Origin of the sequence: Citrobacter europaeus (assembly GCA_020099315.1) — a bacterium.
GTDB lineage: Bacteria > Pseudomonadota > Gammaproteobacteria > Enterobacterales > Enterobacteriaceae > Citrobacter > Citrobacter europaeus.
In genome coordinates, this window is sequence record CP083650.1 from 3099258 (window position 1) to 3116593 (window position 17336).

10 protein-coding genes are annotated in these 17336 nt (G+C 54.7%); 8 read left to right on the forward strand and 2 right to left on the reverse strand.

Annotated elements, in window-relative coordinates; translation table 11 throughout:
• The first annotated feature begins 249 nt into the window (after window positions 1-249).
• Window positions 250-3579 (forward strand): diguanylate cyclase, encoded by a 3330-nt coding sequence (locus LA337_14770; GenBank protein UBI14447.1) that lies wholly within the window; start codon window positions 250-252, stop codon window positions 3577-3579.
• Here the strand turns inward: LA337_14770 and alkA are convergent.
• Window positions 3547-4416: a DNA-3-methyladenine glycosylase 2 gene (gene alkA, locus LA337_14775; GenBank protein UBI18479.1), complete on the reverse strand. Its 870-nt coding sequence runs from the start codon at window positions 4414-4416 to the stop codon at window positions 3547-3549. The two genes, LA337_14770 and alkA, sit on opposite strands and share 33 nt — an antisense overlap.
• A 136-nt stretch (window positions 4417-4552) precedes the next feature.
• On the opposite strand from alkA, the gene yegD reads away from it, so the two are divergent.
• A complete protein-coding gene (yegD, locus tag LA337_14780; protein UBI14448.1) occupies window positions 4553-5905 on the forward strand; it encodes a molecular chaperone in 1353 nt (450 codons plus the stop codon).
• A 99-nt stretch (window positions 5906-6004) separates the two neighbouring features.
• Here the strand turns inward: yegD and LA337_14785 are convergent, their stop codons facing one another.
• Entirely contained in the window at window positions 6005-6064 is a 60-nt protein-coding gene (locus LA337_14785) for a type I toxin-antitoxin system Ibs family toxin (protein ID UBI18480.1), read from the reverse strand.
• Between the two features lie 279 nt (window positions 6065-6343).
• Here LA337_14785 and LA337_14790 point away from each other — a divergent pair, with 279 nt between their 5' ends.
• The 6 genes from LA337_14790 to baeR are packed head-to-tail and all read left to right on the forward strand — an operon-like array spanning window position 6344 to window position 17325.
• Window positions 6344-7591, forward strand: a complete 1248-nt coding sequence (locus LA337_14790; protein ID UBI14449.1) for an MdtA/MuxA family multidrug efflux RND transporter periplasmic adaptor subunit — start codon at window positions 6344-6346, stop codon at window positions 7589-7591.
• Window positions 7591-10713, forward strand: a complete 3123-nt coding sequence (locus tag LA337_14795; GenBank protein UBI14450.1) for an MdtB/MuxB family multidrug efflux RND transporter permease subunit — start codon at window positions 7591-7593, stop codon at window positions 10711-10713. The genes LA337_14790 and LA337_14795 overlap by 1 nt, the downstream gene beginning before the upstream one ends.
• Complete coding sequence (mdtC, locus tag LA337_14800) at window positions 10714-13794, forward strand: multidrug efflux RND transporter permease subunit MdtC (GenBank protein UBI14451.1); 3081 nt, start codon at window positions 10714-10716, stop codon at window positions 13792-13794. It begins immediately after the preceding gene.
• A complete protein-coding gene (locus LA337_14805; protein ID UBI14452.1) occupies window positions 13791-15203 on the forward strand; it encodes an MFS transporter in 1413 nt (470 codons plus the stop codon). Before mdtC ends, LA337_14805 begins: the two co-directional genes overlap by 4 nt.
• A complete protein-coding gene (gene baeS / locus LA337_14810) occupies window positions 15203-16606 on the forward strand; it encodes a two-component system sensor histidine kinase BaeS (protein UBI14453.1) in 1404 nt (467 codons plus the stop codon). The genes LA337_14805 and baeS overlap by 1 nt, the downstream gene beginning before the upstream one ends.
• A complete protein-coding gene (baeR, locus tag LA337_14815; protein ID UBI14454.1) occupies window positions 16603-17325 on the forward strand; it encodes a two-component system response regulator BaeR in 723 nt (240 codons plus the stop codon). Before baeS ends, baeR begins: the two co-directional genes overlap by 4 nt.
• Window positions 17326-17336: the final 11 nt, after the last annotated feature.

Genomic DNA, 17336 nt, shown 5'->3' on the forward strand with positions numbered 1-17336 from the left:
ATAGGGATTTCAGCAGCGCGATGCCAGCCCAGCCTGCACCAATGCTGTCCCTGTCGCAAATTTAAACGGTCATATTTAAAGCATGCGCTACATTTATTCATCAGCCTTAGTAATTAATAGCTTGAGAGTGTTAATTTATGAGCAGCTGGCGTATAAATTGTAAATTATTTGTACTAGCATAATCCCAGATTAAATGTGATGCGTCCGGCATCTCTACTGGGCGACACCGGCTATTTGGGTAGAGTGGTAATGAGTAAACAATCCCAACATGTTTTAGTTACCTTACCTCATCCTCTACTGCGCCTGGCCAGTTTAGGTCTGGTGGCTTTCATCTTTACGCTGTTCTCGCTGGAACTGTCTCGATTCGGTGCACAACTGGCGCCGCTGTGGTTTCCGACCTCGATCATGATGGTGGCTTTTTATCGTCATGCAGGAAAAATGTGGCCAGGAATCGCGCTGGCGTGCTCATTTGGTAACATCGGGGCTTCTTTACTCTTTTTCCCCGGCGAGTCGCTTAGCTTTACCTACACAGCCATCAACATTATTGAGGCTGTCGTTGGGGCAATGTTATTGCGCAAACTACTGCCCTGGTACAATCCCTTAAAAAATCTTAACGACTGGGCACGCCTGGCGTTCGGCAGCGCCGTTGTCCCTCCGCTATTGGGTGGTTTACTATTGTGGTTACTTTTACCGCGGGAAACGTCGTTAAATACTTTTCTTATTTGGGTGCTCTCAGAATCCATCGGCGCGCTGGCGCTGGTGCCGTTAGGTTTACTGTTTAAGCCACATTATTTGCTGCGCCACCGCAATCCGCGATTACTGTTCGAGACGTTAATTACGCTCCTGGTAACCCTAACGTTCAGTTGGCTGTCCATGATGTATCTTCCATGGCCTTTTACCTGCGTAATCGTCCTGTTGATGTGGAGCGCTGTGCGTCTGCCGCGCATGGAGGCGTTTTTAATTTTCCTCAGCACCGTGATGATGGTTTCGCTGATGCTTGCCGCCGACCCTTCGCTGCTCTATACCCCCAAGCCCAATATGATGACGGATATCCCCTGGCTGCCGTTTTTGATGATTTTGCTACCAGCCAATATGATGACCATGGTGATGTATGCGTTTCGGGCCGAACGCAAGCACATCTCAGAAAGCGAATCGCGCTTTCGCAACGCCATGGAGTATTCGGCAATTGGCATGGCGCTGGTCGGTACCGAGGGGCAATGGCTACAGGCCAATAAAGCCTTGTGCCAGTTTCTGGGCTATAGTCAGGATGAGCTGCGTTCGCTCACCTTCCAGCAATTAACCTGGCCGGAAGATCTGAATAATGACCTCGAACAGTTGGAGATGCTGACTCGCGGTGAAATCAACAGCTATTCCATGGAAAAACGCTATTACACCCGCGAGGGCGAGGTTGTCTGGGCCTTGCTGGCGGTGTCACTGGTACGTCATAGCGACGATACCCCACTCTACTTTATTGCGCAGGTTGAAGACATTAACGATCTGAAGCATACCGAGTGGATCAACAAACGGCTGATGGAGCGCATCACGCTCGCTAATGAAGCCGGGGGGATCGGCATTTGGGAATGGGAACTGCAGCCTGATGTGATCAGTTGGGATAAGCGTATGTTTGACCTCTACGAAGTCCCTGCGCATATCAAACCCAGTTGGCAAGTCTGGTATGAGTGCGTTGTACCTGAAGATCGCGAACACGCCGAAAATGTGATTCGCGATTCGCTGGCCGCTCGGGCTCCCTTTAAGCTTGAGTTTCGTATTGCGGTAAAAGATGGCATCCGGCACATCCGCTCTCTGGCTAACCGGGTGCTGAATAAAGACGGCGAAGTTGAACGCTTACTTGGCATCAATATGGATATGACAGAAGTAAAGCAGCTCAACGAAGCGTTGTTCCAGGAAAAAGAACGTCTGCACATTACGCTGGATTCCATCGGCGAAGCGGTTATTTGTATTGATGTCGACATGAATGTGACTTTTATGAACCCGGTCGCCGAGAAAATGAGCGGCTGGCAGCAGGAAAGCGCGATCGGCATTCCGCTCCTGACGGTGTTGCGAATTACTTTCGGCGATAACGGCCCGCTGATGGAAAATATCTACAGTGCAGACATGTCGCGTACGGCCATCGAGCAGGAAGTGGTGTTGCATTGTCGCAACGGCAACAGTTATGACATTCAGTACAGCATCACCCCCCTCAGCACTCTCGATGGCGGTAGCATTGGCTCGGTGCTGGTCATTCAGGATGTCACCGAGTCACGTAAAATGCTGCGCCAGCTTAGCTACAGTGCCTCGCATGACGACCTGACGCAGCTGGCAAATCGGGTCAGCTTTGAAAACCATCTCAAGCAGTTGCTGCATACGGTACACGACGCACACCAGCGTCATGTGCTGGTTTTTATCGATCTGGATCGCTTTAAAGCGGTGAATGATAGCGCAGGCCATGCCGCGGGCGATGCCCTGCTGCGTGAACTCTCTTCGCTGATGCTAAGCATGCTGCGATCCAGCGATATGCTGGCGCGCCTTGGCGGCGATGAGTTTGGCCTGCTGCTGCCAGATTGTAATATCGAAAGCGCCCGCTTTATCTCAGGTCGTATCATCAACGCGGTTAACGATTACCACTTTATGTGGGAAGGCCGTTTGCACCGTATTGGCGCCAGCGCGGGGATTACGTTGATTGATGAGAAAAACCATATCGCGACCGACGTTATGTCTCAGGCGGATATCGCCTGCTACGCGGCGAAAAACAGCGGACGTGGACGAGTGTGCGTCTATGAACCCCAGCAAAGCCAGGCCCATGCCTCGCGTAGCCAACTGTCACTGGACGAACAAAGACACACCATCACACACAACCCCATGCTGATGATCGCCAGAGGCGTGGCTTCACCGCGTATCCCAGAGACGTTTAGCTTCTGGCTGATATCGTTACGCTTAGGGACCGCAGAAGGCGAAGTGATTGAAGAGCACACTTTCCGTAATGGGCTGGTCGATCCCGCGTTGAATCAAGCGCTCGACCGGCGGGTATTCAGCGAATTCTTCCAGAATGCTGCTTCGGCTGTCGCCAGCAAGGGCCTCAGTATTGCCCTGCCCCTTTCAGCCGCCGGGCTGCTCAATTCAGAACTTATTGATGAGCTACTGGATCAATTGCAACACAGTCCGTTACCGCCACGGTTGCTGCATCTGACCGTTCCGGCTAGCGCCATCAAAACCAATTCAACACAGGCGATATCCGCCCTGCATCGGCTACGTCAGTTCGGCTGTCGAATTGTGTTAAGCCAGGTCGGTCGTGATTTAGAGCTTTTTGACAACCTGAAGTATCACATTGTCGATTACCTGTTGCTCGACAGCGAGCTAAGCGCCAGCGCTCACGGCGACCTGATTGATGAAATGTGGGTGTCCATTATCCAGGGCCATGCCCAGCGCCTGGACATTAAAACCATCGCTGGCCCGGTGCAACTGCCACTGATCATGGATGCACTTTCAGGCATCGGTATCGACATGATTTATGGCGATATTATTGCCGATGCCCAACCGCTGGAACTGCTACTGAATACCAGTAATTTCGCCATCAACTGACGGATTCCAGCCATCCGTATACCAGATATGCAAAAGCGCATAGGAGCGCCAGGGCTTCCAGCGCTCGGCATAGCGCCGGATCTGCGCTGGCGTCATGCCGGGAAAACGCTGTTTAATCAGGTAATCATCCGGCAGAAAAACATCTTTCGCCTGCCAACCACGTAGCGCGAAATAGTTGGCGGTCCAGCGTCCTATCCCGGGAAAGGTTTGTAGCTGCTTAACGCCTTGCTCAATATCGTCCGGGGCTGTTGTCGCAAGCGTGCCCTCAAGCGTTGCGCGAGCAAGGTGAATCAACGCCTCAGCGCGTTTGAGCGGCATGCCTAACGCTTTCAGGTCCAGTGGTTCTGCGTTAGCAAGCGCTTCAGGCACAGGAAAACAAACGTACCCCGGCGCATCTTCCAGCGTATCCCCATAAGCGTGCGCTACTTTCGCCGTCAGTTTTGCTGCCATCGCCACGCTGACTAACTGGCCTAAAATTGCCCGTACCCCTTGCTCAAACGCATCGACACATCCCGGCAGACGCAGTCCCGGACGCGCCGCACCGAGGTTGCCCAGCGCGCTGACAATTTGCTGCGGGCAACAGGTAAGATCGAACAAGCGTGTTATTCTTGCCAGGCACTCGGAGGCTACCGGTTGCAATCCTGAGCTTAACGTCACGTGTAGCACGTTGGCGTGCAAATCTGGTACGACGCGCACCAGACCATGATGCTTCCCTATGGACAGGCTTCTGGCATAACTCAGTTCTTCTACAGTTTCGATACCTTCAACCGCACGGGCGGCAAGAAATCCCAGCATCCAGGGCCAGTCATAAGGCGGTTGCCAGCTCAGCGTGAACATTCGGTTTTCCTTTTTAAGCAAACCTACAGCATAAACGGTATTCAACTGATGCGCCTTGCTTTCATATTCCAGTTGTCGGAGCGTCAACATTTCGTTAAAGTCACGCCCCTTCTTCACTGGCATGGGGATTTTTACGGTGTTTATTGGTTTTGACTACGGTACGGCAAACTGTTCAGTGGCCGTTATGCGTGACGGGCAGCCTCACCTGCTCAAAATGGAAAATAACAGCACGCTTCTGCCCTCAATGCTTTGCGCACCAACGCGCGAAGCGGTCAGCGAGTGGCTGTATCGCCACCACGACGTCCCGACCACGGACGATGAAACGCAGGCGCTGCTTCGCCGTGCAATGCGCTATAACCGCGAAGAAGACATTGACGTTAACACCAACAGCGTGCAGTTCGGTCTGGCGTCGCTGGGTCAGTATATTGAAGACCCGGAAGAGGTGTACTTCGTTAAATCGCCAAAATCATTTTTGGGTGCCAGCGGTCTGAAGCCGCAGCAGGTTGCGCTGTTTGAAGATCTGGTCTGCGCGATGATGCTGCACATACGCAACCAGGCGCAAAACCAGTTGCCGGAAGCCATCACTCAGGCTGTTATTGGTCGTCCCATCAACTTCCAGGGGTTAGGTGGCGATGACGCCAACGCCCAGGCGCAAGGTATTCTTGAACGTGCGGCCAAACGCGCCGGTTTTCAGGATGTCGTCTTCCAGTACGAGCCAGTAGCGGCGGGACTGGATTACGAAGCCACGTTGCAGAATGAGAAACGCGTCCTGGTGGTGGATATTGGCGGGGGTACGACCGACTGTTCACTGCTGCTGATGGGGCCGCAATGGCATCAGCGCGCCGATCGCGAAAACAGCCTGCTCGGGCACAGTGGCTGCCGCGTAGGCGGGAACGATCTGGATATCGCGCTGGCGTTTAAACACCTGATGCCATTGCTTGGTATGGGCGGCGAAACTGAAAAAGGTATCGCTTTGCCTATTCTGCCCTGGTGGAACGCGGTCGCAATCAACGATGTTCCCGCGCAAAGTGATTTCTACAGCAGCGCCAACGGTCGATTGCTCAACGATCTTGTCCGCGACGCGAGAGAAGCCGATAAAGTCGCTCTGCTGCTTAAAGTCTGGCGCGAGCGTCTAAGCTATCGCCTGGTACGCAGTGCAGAAGAGAGCAAAATCGCGCTTTCCGATCAGGCCATTGTTACGGCGGCGATACCGTTTATCAGCAACACGCTGGCAACCGATATCAGTCAATACGGACTGGAAGCTGCGCTCAACCAGCCATTGGCGCGCATTCTTGAGCAGGTTCAGTTGGCGCTGGAAAACGCGCAGGAAAAACCGGACGTGATTTACCTGACCGGCGGCAGTGCGCGTTCGCCGCTGATTAAAAAAGCACTTGCCCAGCAGCTTCCGGGGATCCCGATCGCAGGTGGCGATGATTTCGGTTCCGTTACCGCCGGACTGGCCCGCTGGGCTGATGTTGTTTTCCGCTAAGCCGCTCGCAAGCTGAAAGGTGTGCGTATTGACATCACCGTTGCTGTGGCTTATTTTCAGGAGTGAGGGTTAGGGAGGGTTTCCCCTCCCCCTGGTGTCTTAGTAAGCCGGTAAGCTAATGACTAAGAGTATCACCAGTATGATGACCTGCTTCATCATAACCCTTTCCTTATTTTGGCCCCTTCCTCGGGAGGGGCTTTCCCGTTCCAGCGTCCCGCTGAAATCTCTGGCTTTCCTCCTTTTTGCCTTAAACGCACTCTAGCGCACTATTTCTTCTTCGCCGTTTTCAGCGCTTAATGTTGCGTAACGCCTCGCAAAGCCGCGTCAGCATTCAGACGAATCCCGACAGTGTTTCATAATTCCTCCATTTTTCTCCCTTGTTCGCTGGCTAAACTAGTATCATTCCGCGAATCGTTTCAGGATGAGAAACTTATAACAATGAAAGGCAGTAAAAAATCCCGCTGGGTGATAGCAATCGCGATCGTCGTGGCCACCGTCGCCGCCATCTGGTTCTGGCATAGCCGCAGCGGCTCCCAGGAAACCGCACCGGGCGCAACCAAACCCGCGCAGAATGCGCCAGGTTCAGGGCGGCGTGGAATGCGCTCCGGACCGTTAGCTCCCGTCCAGGCTGCCACCGCCGCCGTTGAAGCCGTTCCGCGTTATCTGACAGGGCTGGGTACCATTACTGCCGCAAATACCGCTACGGTACGTAGTCGGGTAGATGGTCAGCTCATCGCCTTGCACTTCGAGGAAGGACAGCAGGTGAAAGCCGGCGACCTGCTGGCAGAGATAGATCCCAGCCAGTTCAAAGTCGCTCTGGCTCAGGCGCAGGGACAACTGGCAAAAGATAAAGCCACGCTGGCGAATGCCCGTCGCGATCTTGCCCGTTATCAACAGCTGGTAAAAACCAATCTGGTCTCCCGCCAGGAGCTGGATGCCCAGCAGGCACTGGTAAATGAAACGTTAGGGACAATCAAAGCTGATGAAGCCAGCGTCGCCAGCGCTCAGTTGCAGCTCGACTGGAGCCGGATAACCGCCCCTGTTGATGGTCGTGTCGGTCTGAAACTGGTCGATATCGGCAACCAAATTTCCAGCGGCGATACCACCGGTATCGTCGTTATTACGCAAACGCATCCTATCGACCTGATATTCACTTTGCCTGAAAATGACATTGCTACCGTAATCCAGGCGCAAAAATCGGGAACGCCGTTAAAGGTCGAAGCCTGGGACCGAACCAATTCGCAAAAGCTGAGCGAAGGCGTCCTGCTCAGTCTCGACAATCAGATTGATGCCACCACCGGAACCATTAAAGTTAAAGCCCGCTTTAACAATCAGGATGATGCTTTATTCCCTAACCAGTTCGTTAACGCTCGCATGCTGGTCGACACACAACAAAATGCCGTTGTGATCCCAACAGCTGCCCTGCAAATGGGCAATGAGGGCCATTTTGTCTGGGTACTGAACAGCGATAACAAAGTGAGCAAACATCTGGTTAAACCCGGTATTCAGGATAGCCAAAAAGTGGTGATCTCCGCTGGATTGTCCGCTGGCGATCGGGTCGTAACCGACGGTATTGACCGCCTGACGGAAGGCGCAAAAGTCGAAGTCGTTGAGGCGCACGATGCCTCAGCGACGGGCGAAAAAACTGCGCCACGCGGATACAGCAAAAAAGGAGCCAACTCCTGATGCAGGTGTTACCTCCGGACAACACAGGCGGGCCATCGCGCCTGTTTATTCTGCGCCCCGTCGCCACCACGCTGCTGATGGTGGCGATTATGCTTGCCGGTGTTATCGGTTATCGCTTCCTGCCGATCGCCGCCTTACCCGAAGTCGATTACCCCACGATCCAGGTTGTTACGCTCTATCCCGGCGCCAGCCCGGACGTCATGACCTCGGCAGTCACCGCACCGCTTGAGCGTCAGTTCGGACAGATGTCAGGCTTAAAACAGATGTCCTCGCAAAGTTCCGGCGGCGCATCGGTAGTAACACTGCAGTTCCAGCTCACGCTGCCGCTGGACGTTGCTGAACAGGAAGTCCAGGCTGCGATTAACGCCGCCACCAACCTGTTACCGAACGATCTGCCTAACCCGCCGGTGTACAGCAAGGTAAATCCGGCGGATCCACCGATCATGACGCTGGCGGTCACCTCCAGCGCCATGCCGATGACGCAGGTGGAAGATATGGTCGAGACCCGCGTCGCGCAGAAAATATCCCAGGTTTCCGGCGTCGGTCTGGTGACGCTGTCCGGTGGACAACGTCCAGCAGTGCGCGTGAAGCTTAACGCACAGGCTATTGCCGCTCTCGGTCTGACCAGCGAAACCATCCGTACGGCCATTACCGGCGCTAACGTCAATTCGGCAAAAGGGAGTCTTGATGGCCCAACGCGTGCCGTTACCCTTTCAGCCAACGACCAGATGCAGTCCGCAGACGAATATCGTCAGCTCATTGTTGCCTATAAAAATGGTGCGCCGGTTCGTCTGGGCGATGTCGCCACTGTCGAACAAGGTGCAGAAAACAGCTGGCTGGGCGCATGGGCCAATAAGCAACAAGCTATAGTCATGAATGTTCAGCGCCAGCCTGGAGCGAACATCATCTCCACGGCAGACAGTATCCGCCAGATGCTGCCGCAGCTCACCGACAGCCTGCCCAAATCAGTTAAGGTCAGCGTACTTTCGGATCGTACGACCAATATTCGTGCGTCTGTTGCTGACACCCAGTTCGAGCTGATGCTGGCGATTGCGCTGGTAGTCATGATTATCTACCTGTTTTTGCGCAATATTCCGGCGACTATTATTCCCGCCGTCGCCGTTCCGCTATCGTTAATCGGTACCTTCGCGGTAATGGTGTTTCTTGATTTCTCTATCAATAACCTGACCCTCATGGCGCTAACCATCGCGACAGGCTTTGTGGTGGATGACGCTATCGTGGTCATCGAGAATATTTCGCGCTATATCGAAAAAGGCGAAAAACCGCTAACTGCCGCCCTGAAAGGTGCAGGTGAGATTGGGTTTACCATCATCTCTCTGACATTTTCACTGATCGCCGTGCTGATCCCGCTGTTGTTTATGGGGGATATCGTGGGCCGGTTGTTCCGTGAGTTTGCCGTTACGCTGGCCGTGGCGATTCTGATTTCCGCCGTCGTATCACTCACCCTCACGCCGATGATGTGCGCACGTATGCTTAGTCAGGCCTCATTGCGTAAGCAAAACCGCTTCTCCCGTGCCTCGGAGCGAATGTTCGAACGCATCATAGCCGGGTACGGCCACTGGCTGGCAAAAGTGCTTAACCACCCTTGGCTCACGCTGGGCGTGGCACTCAGCACGCTGGCACTGAGCGTCATGCTCTGGGTCTTTATTCCCAAAGGTTTCTTCCCAATCCAGGACAACGGCATTATCCAGGGTACGCTACAGGCACCGCAGTCCAGCTCATTTGCCAGCATGGCCCAGCGCCAGCGTCAGGTTTCAGATGTCATCCTTCAGGATCCGGCAGTAGAGAGCCTGACCGCTTTTATTGGCGTGGATGGCACTAACCCGGCACTGAACAGCGCACGTTTGCAAATCAATCTTAAACCGCTGGATGAGCGCGACGATCGCGTACAGAAAGTGATCGCGCGGCTACAGGACGCGGTTGACAGAGTACCCGGCGTCGACCTTTATCTTCAGCCCACCCAGGATCTGACGATTGATACCCAGGTCAGCCGGACGCAATATCAGTTTACGCTGCAAGCAACGTCCCTGGATGCCCTCAGCACCTGGGTTCCACAACTGTTAGCAAAACTACATCAGCTACCGCAACTGTCCGATGTCAGTAGCGACTGGCAGGACAAAGGCCTGGTGGCGTATGTGAACGTCAATCGCGACAGCGCCAGCCGTTTAGGCATCAGCATGGCGGATGTCGATAACGCTCTGTACAACGCTTTCGGCCAGCGACTGATTTCAACCATTTACACCCAGGCAAACCAGTATCGCGTGGTGTTAGAGCATGACACTAATAGTACGCCGGGACTTGCCGCGCTCGACACTATCCGCCTGACCAGTAGCGAAGGCGGCGTGGTACCGCTCAGCGCGATAGCAAACATTGAACAGCGTTTCGCCCCACTGTCGATTAACCATCTCGATCAGTTCCCGGTCACCACCATCTCGTTCAACGTGCCGGACGATCATTCACTGGGCGATGCGGTGCAGGCGATTCTGGATGCCGAAAAAACGCTTAACCTGCCCGTGAATATTACCACCCAGTTCCAGGGCAGCACGCTCGCTTTCCAGGCCGCGCTGGGTAACACCATCTGGTTGATTGTGGCTGCGGTTGTCGCGATGTATATCGTGCTCGGCGTGCTGTATGAGAGCTTTATTCACCCGATTACCATTCTCTCCACGCTACCCACGGCGGGCGTCGGGGCGCTTCTGGCGTTAATGATTGCCGGGAGCGAACTGGACGTCATCGCGATTATCGGCATTATTTTGCTCATTGGTATCGTCAAGAAAAACGCCATCATGATGATCGACTTCGCCCTGGCTGCAGAGCGCGAACAGGGCATGGCACCGCGCGAAGCCATCTTCCAGGCGTGTCTGCTGCGTTTTCGCCCAATTCTGATGACCACGCTGGCAGCACTGCTCGGCGCCTTGCCGCTGATGTTAAGTACCGGCGTAGGTGCCGAATTACGCCGCCCATTAGGAATTGGTATGGTCGGCGGGCTGCTGGTAAGCCAGGTATTAACCCTGTTTACCACCCCGGTGATTTATCTGCTGTTTGACCGTTTGTCGCTGTATGTGAAAAGCCGCTTCCCGCGCCAGGAAGAGGAAGCGTAAATGAAATTTTTTGCGCTTTTCATTCATCGTCCGGTGGCGACCATTCTCATTTCGGTAGCGATCACCCTGTGCGGGATACTGGGCTTTCGTCTGCTGCCGGTCGCTCCGCTGCCGCAGGTGGATTTTCCGGTGATCATGGTCAGCGCCTCGTTACCGGGGGCGTCGCCTGAGACAATGGCATCATCCGTTGCCACCCCGCTGGAGCGCTCGCTGGGGCGCATCGCGGGCGTGAACGAAATGACGTCGAGCAGTTCGCTTGGCAGTACGCGCATTATTCTCGAATTTAAATTCGACCGCGACATCAATGGCGCGGCGCGGGATGTTCAGGCCGCAATTAACGCGGCGCAAAGCCTGCTACCAAGCGGAATGCCAAGCCGACCAACGTACCGCAAAGCCAACCCTTCCGATGCGCCAATCATGATCCTGACGCTCACATCGGACACTTACTCGCAGGGTGAATTATACGATTTCGCATCAACTCAATTAGCGCAGACCATCGCGCAAATCGACGGAGTGGGCGATGTAGACGTTGGAGGCAGCTCTTTGCCTGCCGTGCGCGTAGGGCTCAATCCGCAAGCGCTGTTTAACCAGGGCGTGTCGCTGGACGACGTACGTAGCGCAATTGACAACGCCAACGTGCGTAAGCCGCAGGGCGCTATCGAGAATGATGCCCATCGCTGGCAGGTACAAACCAACGATGAGCTGAAAACCGCCGCCGAATATCAACCCATTATCATTCACTACAACAACGGCGCTGCAGTGCGACTGGGCGACGTTGCGTCTGTAACTGATTCGGTGCAGGACGTTCGTAACGCGGGGATGACCAATGCCAAACCGGCCATTCTGCTGATGATCCGCAAACTGCCGGAAGCCAATATTATTCAGACGGTAGACAGCATTCGCGCCAAATTACCGGAGTTACAAACGATGGTCCCGGCCGCCATCGATCTGCAAATCGCTCAGGACCGTTCGCCGACTATTCGCGCCTCACTGGAGGAAGTCGAACAGACGCTGATTATCTCCGTTGCGCTGGTTATCCTGGTGGTCTTTGTTTTCCTGCGCTCCGGGCGCGCGACCCTGATCCCCGCGGTAGCGGTTCCGGTCTCGCTCATCGGGACGTTTGCCGCCATGTATCTGTGTGGATTCAGTCTGAACAACCTGTCGTTGATGGCGTTAACCATTGCCACAGGATTTGTCGTTGATGATGCCATCGTGGTGCTGGAAAATATTTCCCGTCACCTGGAAGCGGGAATGAAGCCGCTCCAGGCGGCGTTACAAGGAACGCGTGAAGTGGGATTCACGGTGCTCTCCATGAGCCTGTCGCTGGTGGCGGTGTTCCTGCCGCTACTGTTAATGGGTGGATTACCTGGGCGCTTGCTGCGCGAGTTTGCCGTCACGTTGTCGGTTGCTATTGGTATCTCGCTGCTGGTATCGCTGACCTTAACGCCAATGATGTGCGGCTGGATGCTTAAATCGAGCGCCCCGCGCGAACAGTCCCGGAAACGGGGTTTTGGTCGTGTGCTGGTCGCGCTACAGCAAAGTTACGGCACCTCGCTTAATTGGGTGCTGCGCCATACGCGACTGGTAGGCGTGGTGTTACTTGGCACCATTGCGCTGAATATCTGGCTTTATATTTCCATCCCCAAAACCTTCTTCCCGGAGCAGGATACGGGCGTATTGATGGGTGGGATCCAGGCCGACCAGAGCATCTCTTTCCAGGCGATGCGCGGCAAACTGCAGGATTTTATGAAGATAATCCGCGACGACCCGGCGGTGAATAACGTCACCGGGTTTACCGGTGGTTCACGGGTTAACAGCGGGATGATGTTTATTACCCTCAAGCCACGCGGTGAGCGCCATGAAACCGCTCAGCAGGTGATCGACCGCCTGCGTGTCGCGCTTGCCAAAGAACCCGGAGCAAACCTGTTTCTGATGGCGGTGCAGGACATTCGCGTCGGCGGTCGTCAGGCCAACGCCAGCTATCAATACACTCTGTTGTCAGATGACCTCGCGGCACTGCGCGAGTGGGAACCGAAGATCCGTAAGGCGCTTGCCGCCCTGCCCCAACTGGCGGACGTCAACTCCGATCAGCAGGATAATGGCGCGGAGATGAATCTGATTTACGATCGCGACACCATGTCTCGTCTGGGGATCGACGTTGCCGCCGCCAACAGCCTGTTGAATAACGCTTTCGGACAACGGCAGATTTCAACTATCTATCAACCGATGAACCAGTACAAAGTGGTGATGGAAGTCGATCGACGTTACACCCAGGACATCAGCGCGCTGGATAAAATGTTCGTCATCAACAATGACGGTAAGGCCATCCCGCTATCGTACTTTGCAAAATGGCAACCGGCGAATGCCCCGCTGTCGGTGAACCATCAGGGCTTGTCCGCCGCCTCAACCGTGTCGTTTAACCTGCCGACAGGGTCTTCACTGTCCGAAGCGACAGAGGCCATCAACCGAACCATGACCCAGCTCGGCGTCCCGTCCACGGTTCGCGGTAGCTTTGCCGGAACGGCACAGGTATTTCAGGACACCATGAACTCACAGGTGATCCTGATTATTGCCGCCATCGCCACGGTCTACATCGTGCTGGGTATGCTGTATGAAAGCTATGTCCATCCGCTGACCATTCTCTCCACGCTACCTTCGGCTGGCGTCGGAGCGTTGCTGGCACTGGAACTGTTCAATGCCCCGTTCAGCCTAATCGCCCTGATAGGGATCATGCTATTAATTGGCATTGTGAAGAAAAACGCCATCATGATGGTCGATTTTGCGCTGGAAGCGCAGAGAAACGGTAAGCTGCAGCCGGAAGAAGCTATCTTCCAGGCCTGCCTGTTGCGCTTTCGCCCAATAATGATGACCACGCTGGCGGCGTTGTTTGGCGCGTTGCCGCTGGTGTTATCCGCAGGGGATGGCTCCGAACTGCGCCAGCCTTTGGGGATAACCATTGTCGGTGGGCTGGTTGTGAGCCAACTCCTGACGCTGTACACCACGCCCGTGGTCTATCTCTTTTTCGACCGTCTGCGTCTGCGTTTTTCGCGTAAAAACAGCAAACCGGTAGCAGAGTTATGACAGAACTTCCCGACAGCACCCGCTGGCAACTTTGGATTGTGGCATTCGGCTTTTTTATGCAGTCGCTGGATACCACCATCGTTAATACCGCGCTTCCCTCAATGGCGGCAAGCCTCGGGGAAAGCCCGTTACACATGCATATGGTCATTGTGTCATATGTTTTAACCGTTGCCGTGATGCTGCCCGCCAGCGGATGGCTGGCGGACAAAGTTGGCGTGCGTAATATCTTCTTCACCGCCATTATCCTGTTTACGCTTGGCTCGCTGTTTTGTGCCGGGTCCAGCACCCTCAACGAGCTGGTGATGGCGCGCGTCTTACAAGGCGTTGGCGGTGCGATGATGGTGCCGGTCGGCAGGCTAACGGTGATGAAAATCGTCCCGCGTGAGCAATATATGGCGGCGATGACGTTTGTCACTTTGCCCGGTCAGATTGGTCCTCTGCTGGGGCCGGCATTAGGCGGGATTCTGGTTGAGTACGCCTCCTGGCACTGGATATTTTTGATTAACATTCCGGTTGGTATTGTCGGCGCTATAGCGACGTTAATGTTGATGCCCAACTACACCATGCAAACCCGACGCTTCGACCTCTCGGGATTCGCGATGCTGGCGGTCGGCATGGCGGTACTGACGCTGGCGCTCGATGGCAGTAAAGGAACTGGCCTCTCCAGTATCACGCTGGCGGCGCTGGTTATCTGCGGGGTGTTGGCTATTGCGCTGTATCTGAAACACGCCCATCGAAATCCACGCGCGCTGTTCAGCCTGAATCTGTTTCGCACACCAACCTTCTCGCTGGGGCTGTTCGGCAGTTTTGCCGGACGCATCGGCAGCGGCATGCTGCCGTTTATGACGCCGGTGTTTTTACAGATTGGTCTCGGTTTTTCACCTTTTCATGCCGGGCTGATGATGATCCCAATGGTGCTGGGTAGTATGGGTATGAAGCGCATTGTGGTACAGGTCGTTAACCGCTTTGGCTACCGTCGCGTACTGGTCGCCACAACGTTTGGCCTGTCGCTGGTCAGTTTACTGCTGATGACCACCGCGCTGCTCGGCTGGTATTACGCTCTCCCCTTCGTGCTGTTCTTACAGGGAATGGTCAACTCAACGCGCTTTTCATCCATGAACACCCTGACGTTAAAAGACCTGCCTGACGATCTCGCCAGTAGCGGCAATAGCCTGCTGTCGATGATCATGCAACTGTCGATGAGTATTGGGGTGACCATCGCGGGCCTGCTGCTAGGTATGTTCGGTCAGCAGCATATTGCCATCGATAGCGGTAGTACGCATACCGTCTTTATGTATACCTGGCTGTGCATCGCCTTCATTATTGCGCTGCCCGCCATTATTTTTGCCCGCGTGCCGAACGACACGCAAACCAACGCGGTGATTTCACGGCGCAAAAGGAGCACCTGATGAAGTTCTGGCGGCCCGGTATCACCGGCAAACTGTTTCTGGCGATTTTCGCCACCTGCATCGTATTGCTGATCAGCATGCACTGGGCCGTACGCATAAGCTTCGAACGTGGTTTTATTGACTATATCAAGCACGGTAACGAACAGCGGCTGCAAATGCTCAGCGACGCATTAAGCGAGCAGTATGAGCAGCACGGCAACTGGCGGTTCTTGCGCAATAACGATCGTTTTGTTTTTCAGATCCTGCGCTCTTTTGAACACGACAACGACGATGATAAGCCAGGTCCAGGCATGCCGCCGCACGGCTGGCGTACGCAGTTTTGGGTTGTTGATCAAAATGCCCACGTTCTGGTCGGTCCGCGTGCTCCGGTTCCCCGCGACGGTATGCGCCACCCTATCCGCGTCAACGGTAGCGAAGTGGGCGCCGTGATTGCCTCTCCCGTGGAACGCTTAACGCGGAATACGGATATCAATTTCGACATGCAGCAAAGGCGTTCCAGTTGGCTCATCGTTGCGCTCTCCACAATCCTGGCGGCACTGGCAACGTTTACGCTGGCGCGCAGCCTGCTGGCCCCGGTCAAGCGGTTGGTGGAAGGCACCCATAAACTGGCGGCAGGCGATTTCACCACTCGCGTTGCGCCAACCAGTACGGATGAGCTGGGCAAACTGGCGCAGGACTTCAACCAGCTCGCCAGTACGTTGGAAAAAAACCAGCAGATGCGTCGAGATTTTATGGCCGATATTTCTCACGAGCTGCGCACGCCGCTGGCGGTGTTACGCGGTGAACTGGAGGCCATTCAGGATGGCGTACGCCAGTTTACCCCTGACTCCGTCGCCTCGTTGCAGGCTGAAGTCGGTACCCTCACCAAGCTGGTGGACGATCTTCATCAGCTCTCTATGTCTGACGAAGGCGCGCTGGCTTACCAGAAAACCTCGCTGGATCTTATTCCCCTGCTGGAAGTGGCAAGCGGCGCATTTCGTGAACGCTTCGCCAGCCGTGGACTGACGATACAACTTTCGCTCCCCGACAGCATGACGGTGTTTGGCGACAGGGATCGTCTGATGCAGTTGTTCAACAATCTGCTGGAAAACAGCCTGCGCTACACCGACAGCGGCGGCGGGCTGCACATCAGCGCCGAACAACACGAGCGTATGGTTTTAATAACCTTTGCGGATTCCGCTCCCGGCGTAAGTGACAGCCAGTTACAGAAGCTGTTTGAGCGATTTTATCGCACCGAAGGCTCGCGTAACCGCGCCAGCGGAGGTTCCGGGTTGGGGCTGGCGATTTGCGTCAATATCGTACAGGCGCATAATGGTCTGATCCGTGCCGCCCATTCGCCTTTTGGCGGGGTTAGCATTACAGTAGAGTTACCGCTGGAACGCGATTTACAGAGAGATGTATGACTGAGTTACCCATTGATGAAAACACGCCGCGTATTCTGATCGTGGAAGACGAGCCCAAGCTGGGACAACTGCTTATCGATTATCTGCGTGCAGCAAGTTACGCGCCTACGCTCATCAGCCATGGCGATTTAGTGCTGCCTTACGTGCGTCAAACGCCGCCCGATCTGATCCTGTTGGATCTGATGCTGCCCGGTACCGATGGCCTGACCCTGTGTCGGGAAATTCGCCGTTTCTCTGAAATCCCTATCATGATGGTAACCGCCAAGATAGAAGAAATTGACCGTCTGCTGGGACTGGAGATTGGTGCGGATGATTATATTTGTAAACCCTACAGCCCGCGCGAAGTTGTGGCTCGCGTGAAAACAATTCTGCGGCGTTGTAAACCGCAGCGCGAACTGCAACAAATGGATGCCGACAGCCCGCTAATTGTCGATGAAGGTCGCTTTCAGGCATCGTGGCGGGGGAAAATGCTCGACTTAACGCCCGCAGAGTTTCGCTTACTCAAAACGCTGTCGCATGAACCGGGAAAAGTGTTCTCTCGTGAACAGTTGCTCAATCATCTCTATGACGATTACCGCGTCGTCACCGACCGCACCATCGACAGCCATATTAAGAACCTGCGACGCAAACTGGAGTCGCTGGATGCGGAGCAGTCGTTTATCCGCGCGGTCTATGGCGTAGGATATCGCTGGGAAGCGGACGCCTGCCGAATTGCTTAATGTCTTTAAAG

Bases quoted from the DNA above. Each gene is read 5' to 3' on its own strand.
- LA337_14770 (UBI14447.1), top strand. From the start codon at position 250: ATGAGTAAACAATCCCAACATGTTTTAGTTACCTTACCTCATCCTCTA.
- alkA (UBI18479.1), bottom strand. From the start codon at position 4,416: ATGTTCACGCTGAGCTGGCAACCGCCTTATGACTGGCCCTGGATGCTG.
- LA337_14790 (UBI14449.1), top strand. From the start codon at position 6,344: ATGAAAGGCAGTAAAAAATCCCGCTGGGTGATAGCAATCGCGATCGTC.
- LA337_14795 (UBI14450.1), top strand. From the start codon at position 7,591: ATGCAGGTGTTACCTCCGGACAACACAGGCGGGCCATCGCGCCTGTTT.
- mdtC (UBI14451.1), top strand. From the start codon at position 10,714: ATGAAATTTTTTGCGCTTTTCATTCATCGTCCGGTGGCGACCATTCTC.
- LA337_14805 (UBI14452.1), top strand. From the start codon at position 13,791: ATGACAGAACTTCCCGACAGCACCCGCTGGCAACTTTGGATTGTGGCA.
- baeS (UBI14453.1), top strand. From the start codon at position 15,203: ATGAAGTTCTGGCGGCCCGGTATCACCGGCAAACTGTTTCTGGCGATT.
- baeR (UBI14454.1), top strand. From the start codon at position 16,603: ATGACTGAGTTACCCATTGATGAAAACACGCCGCGTATTCTGATCGTG.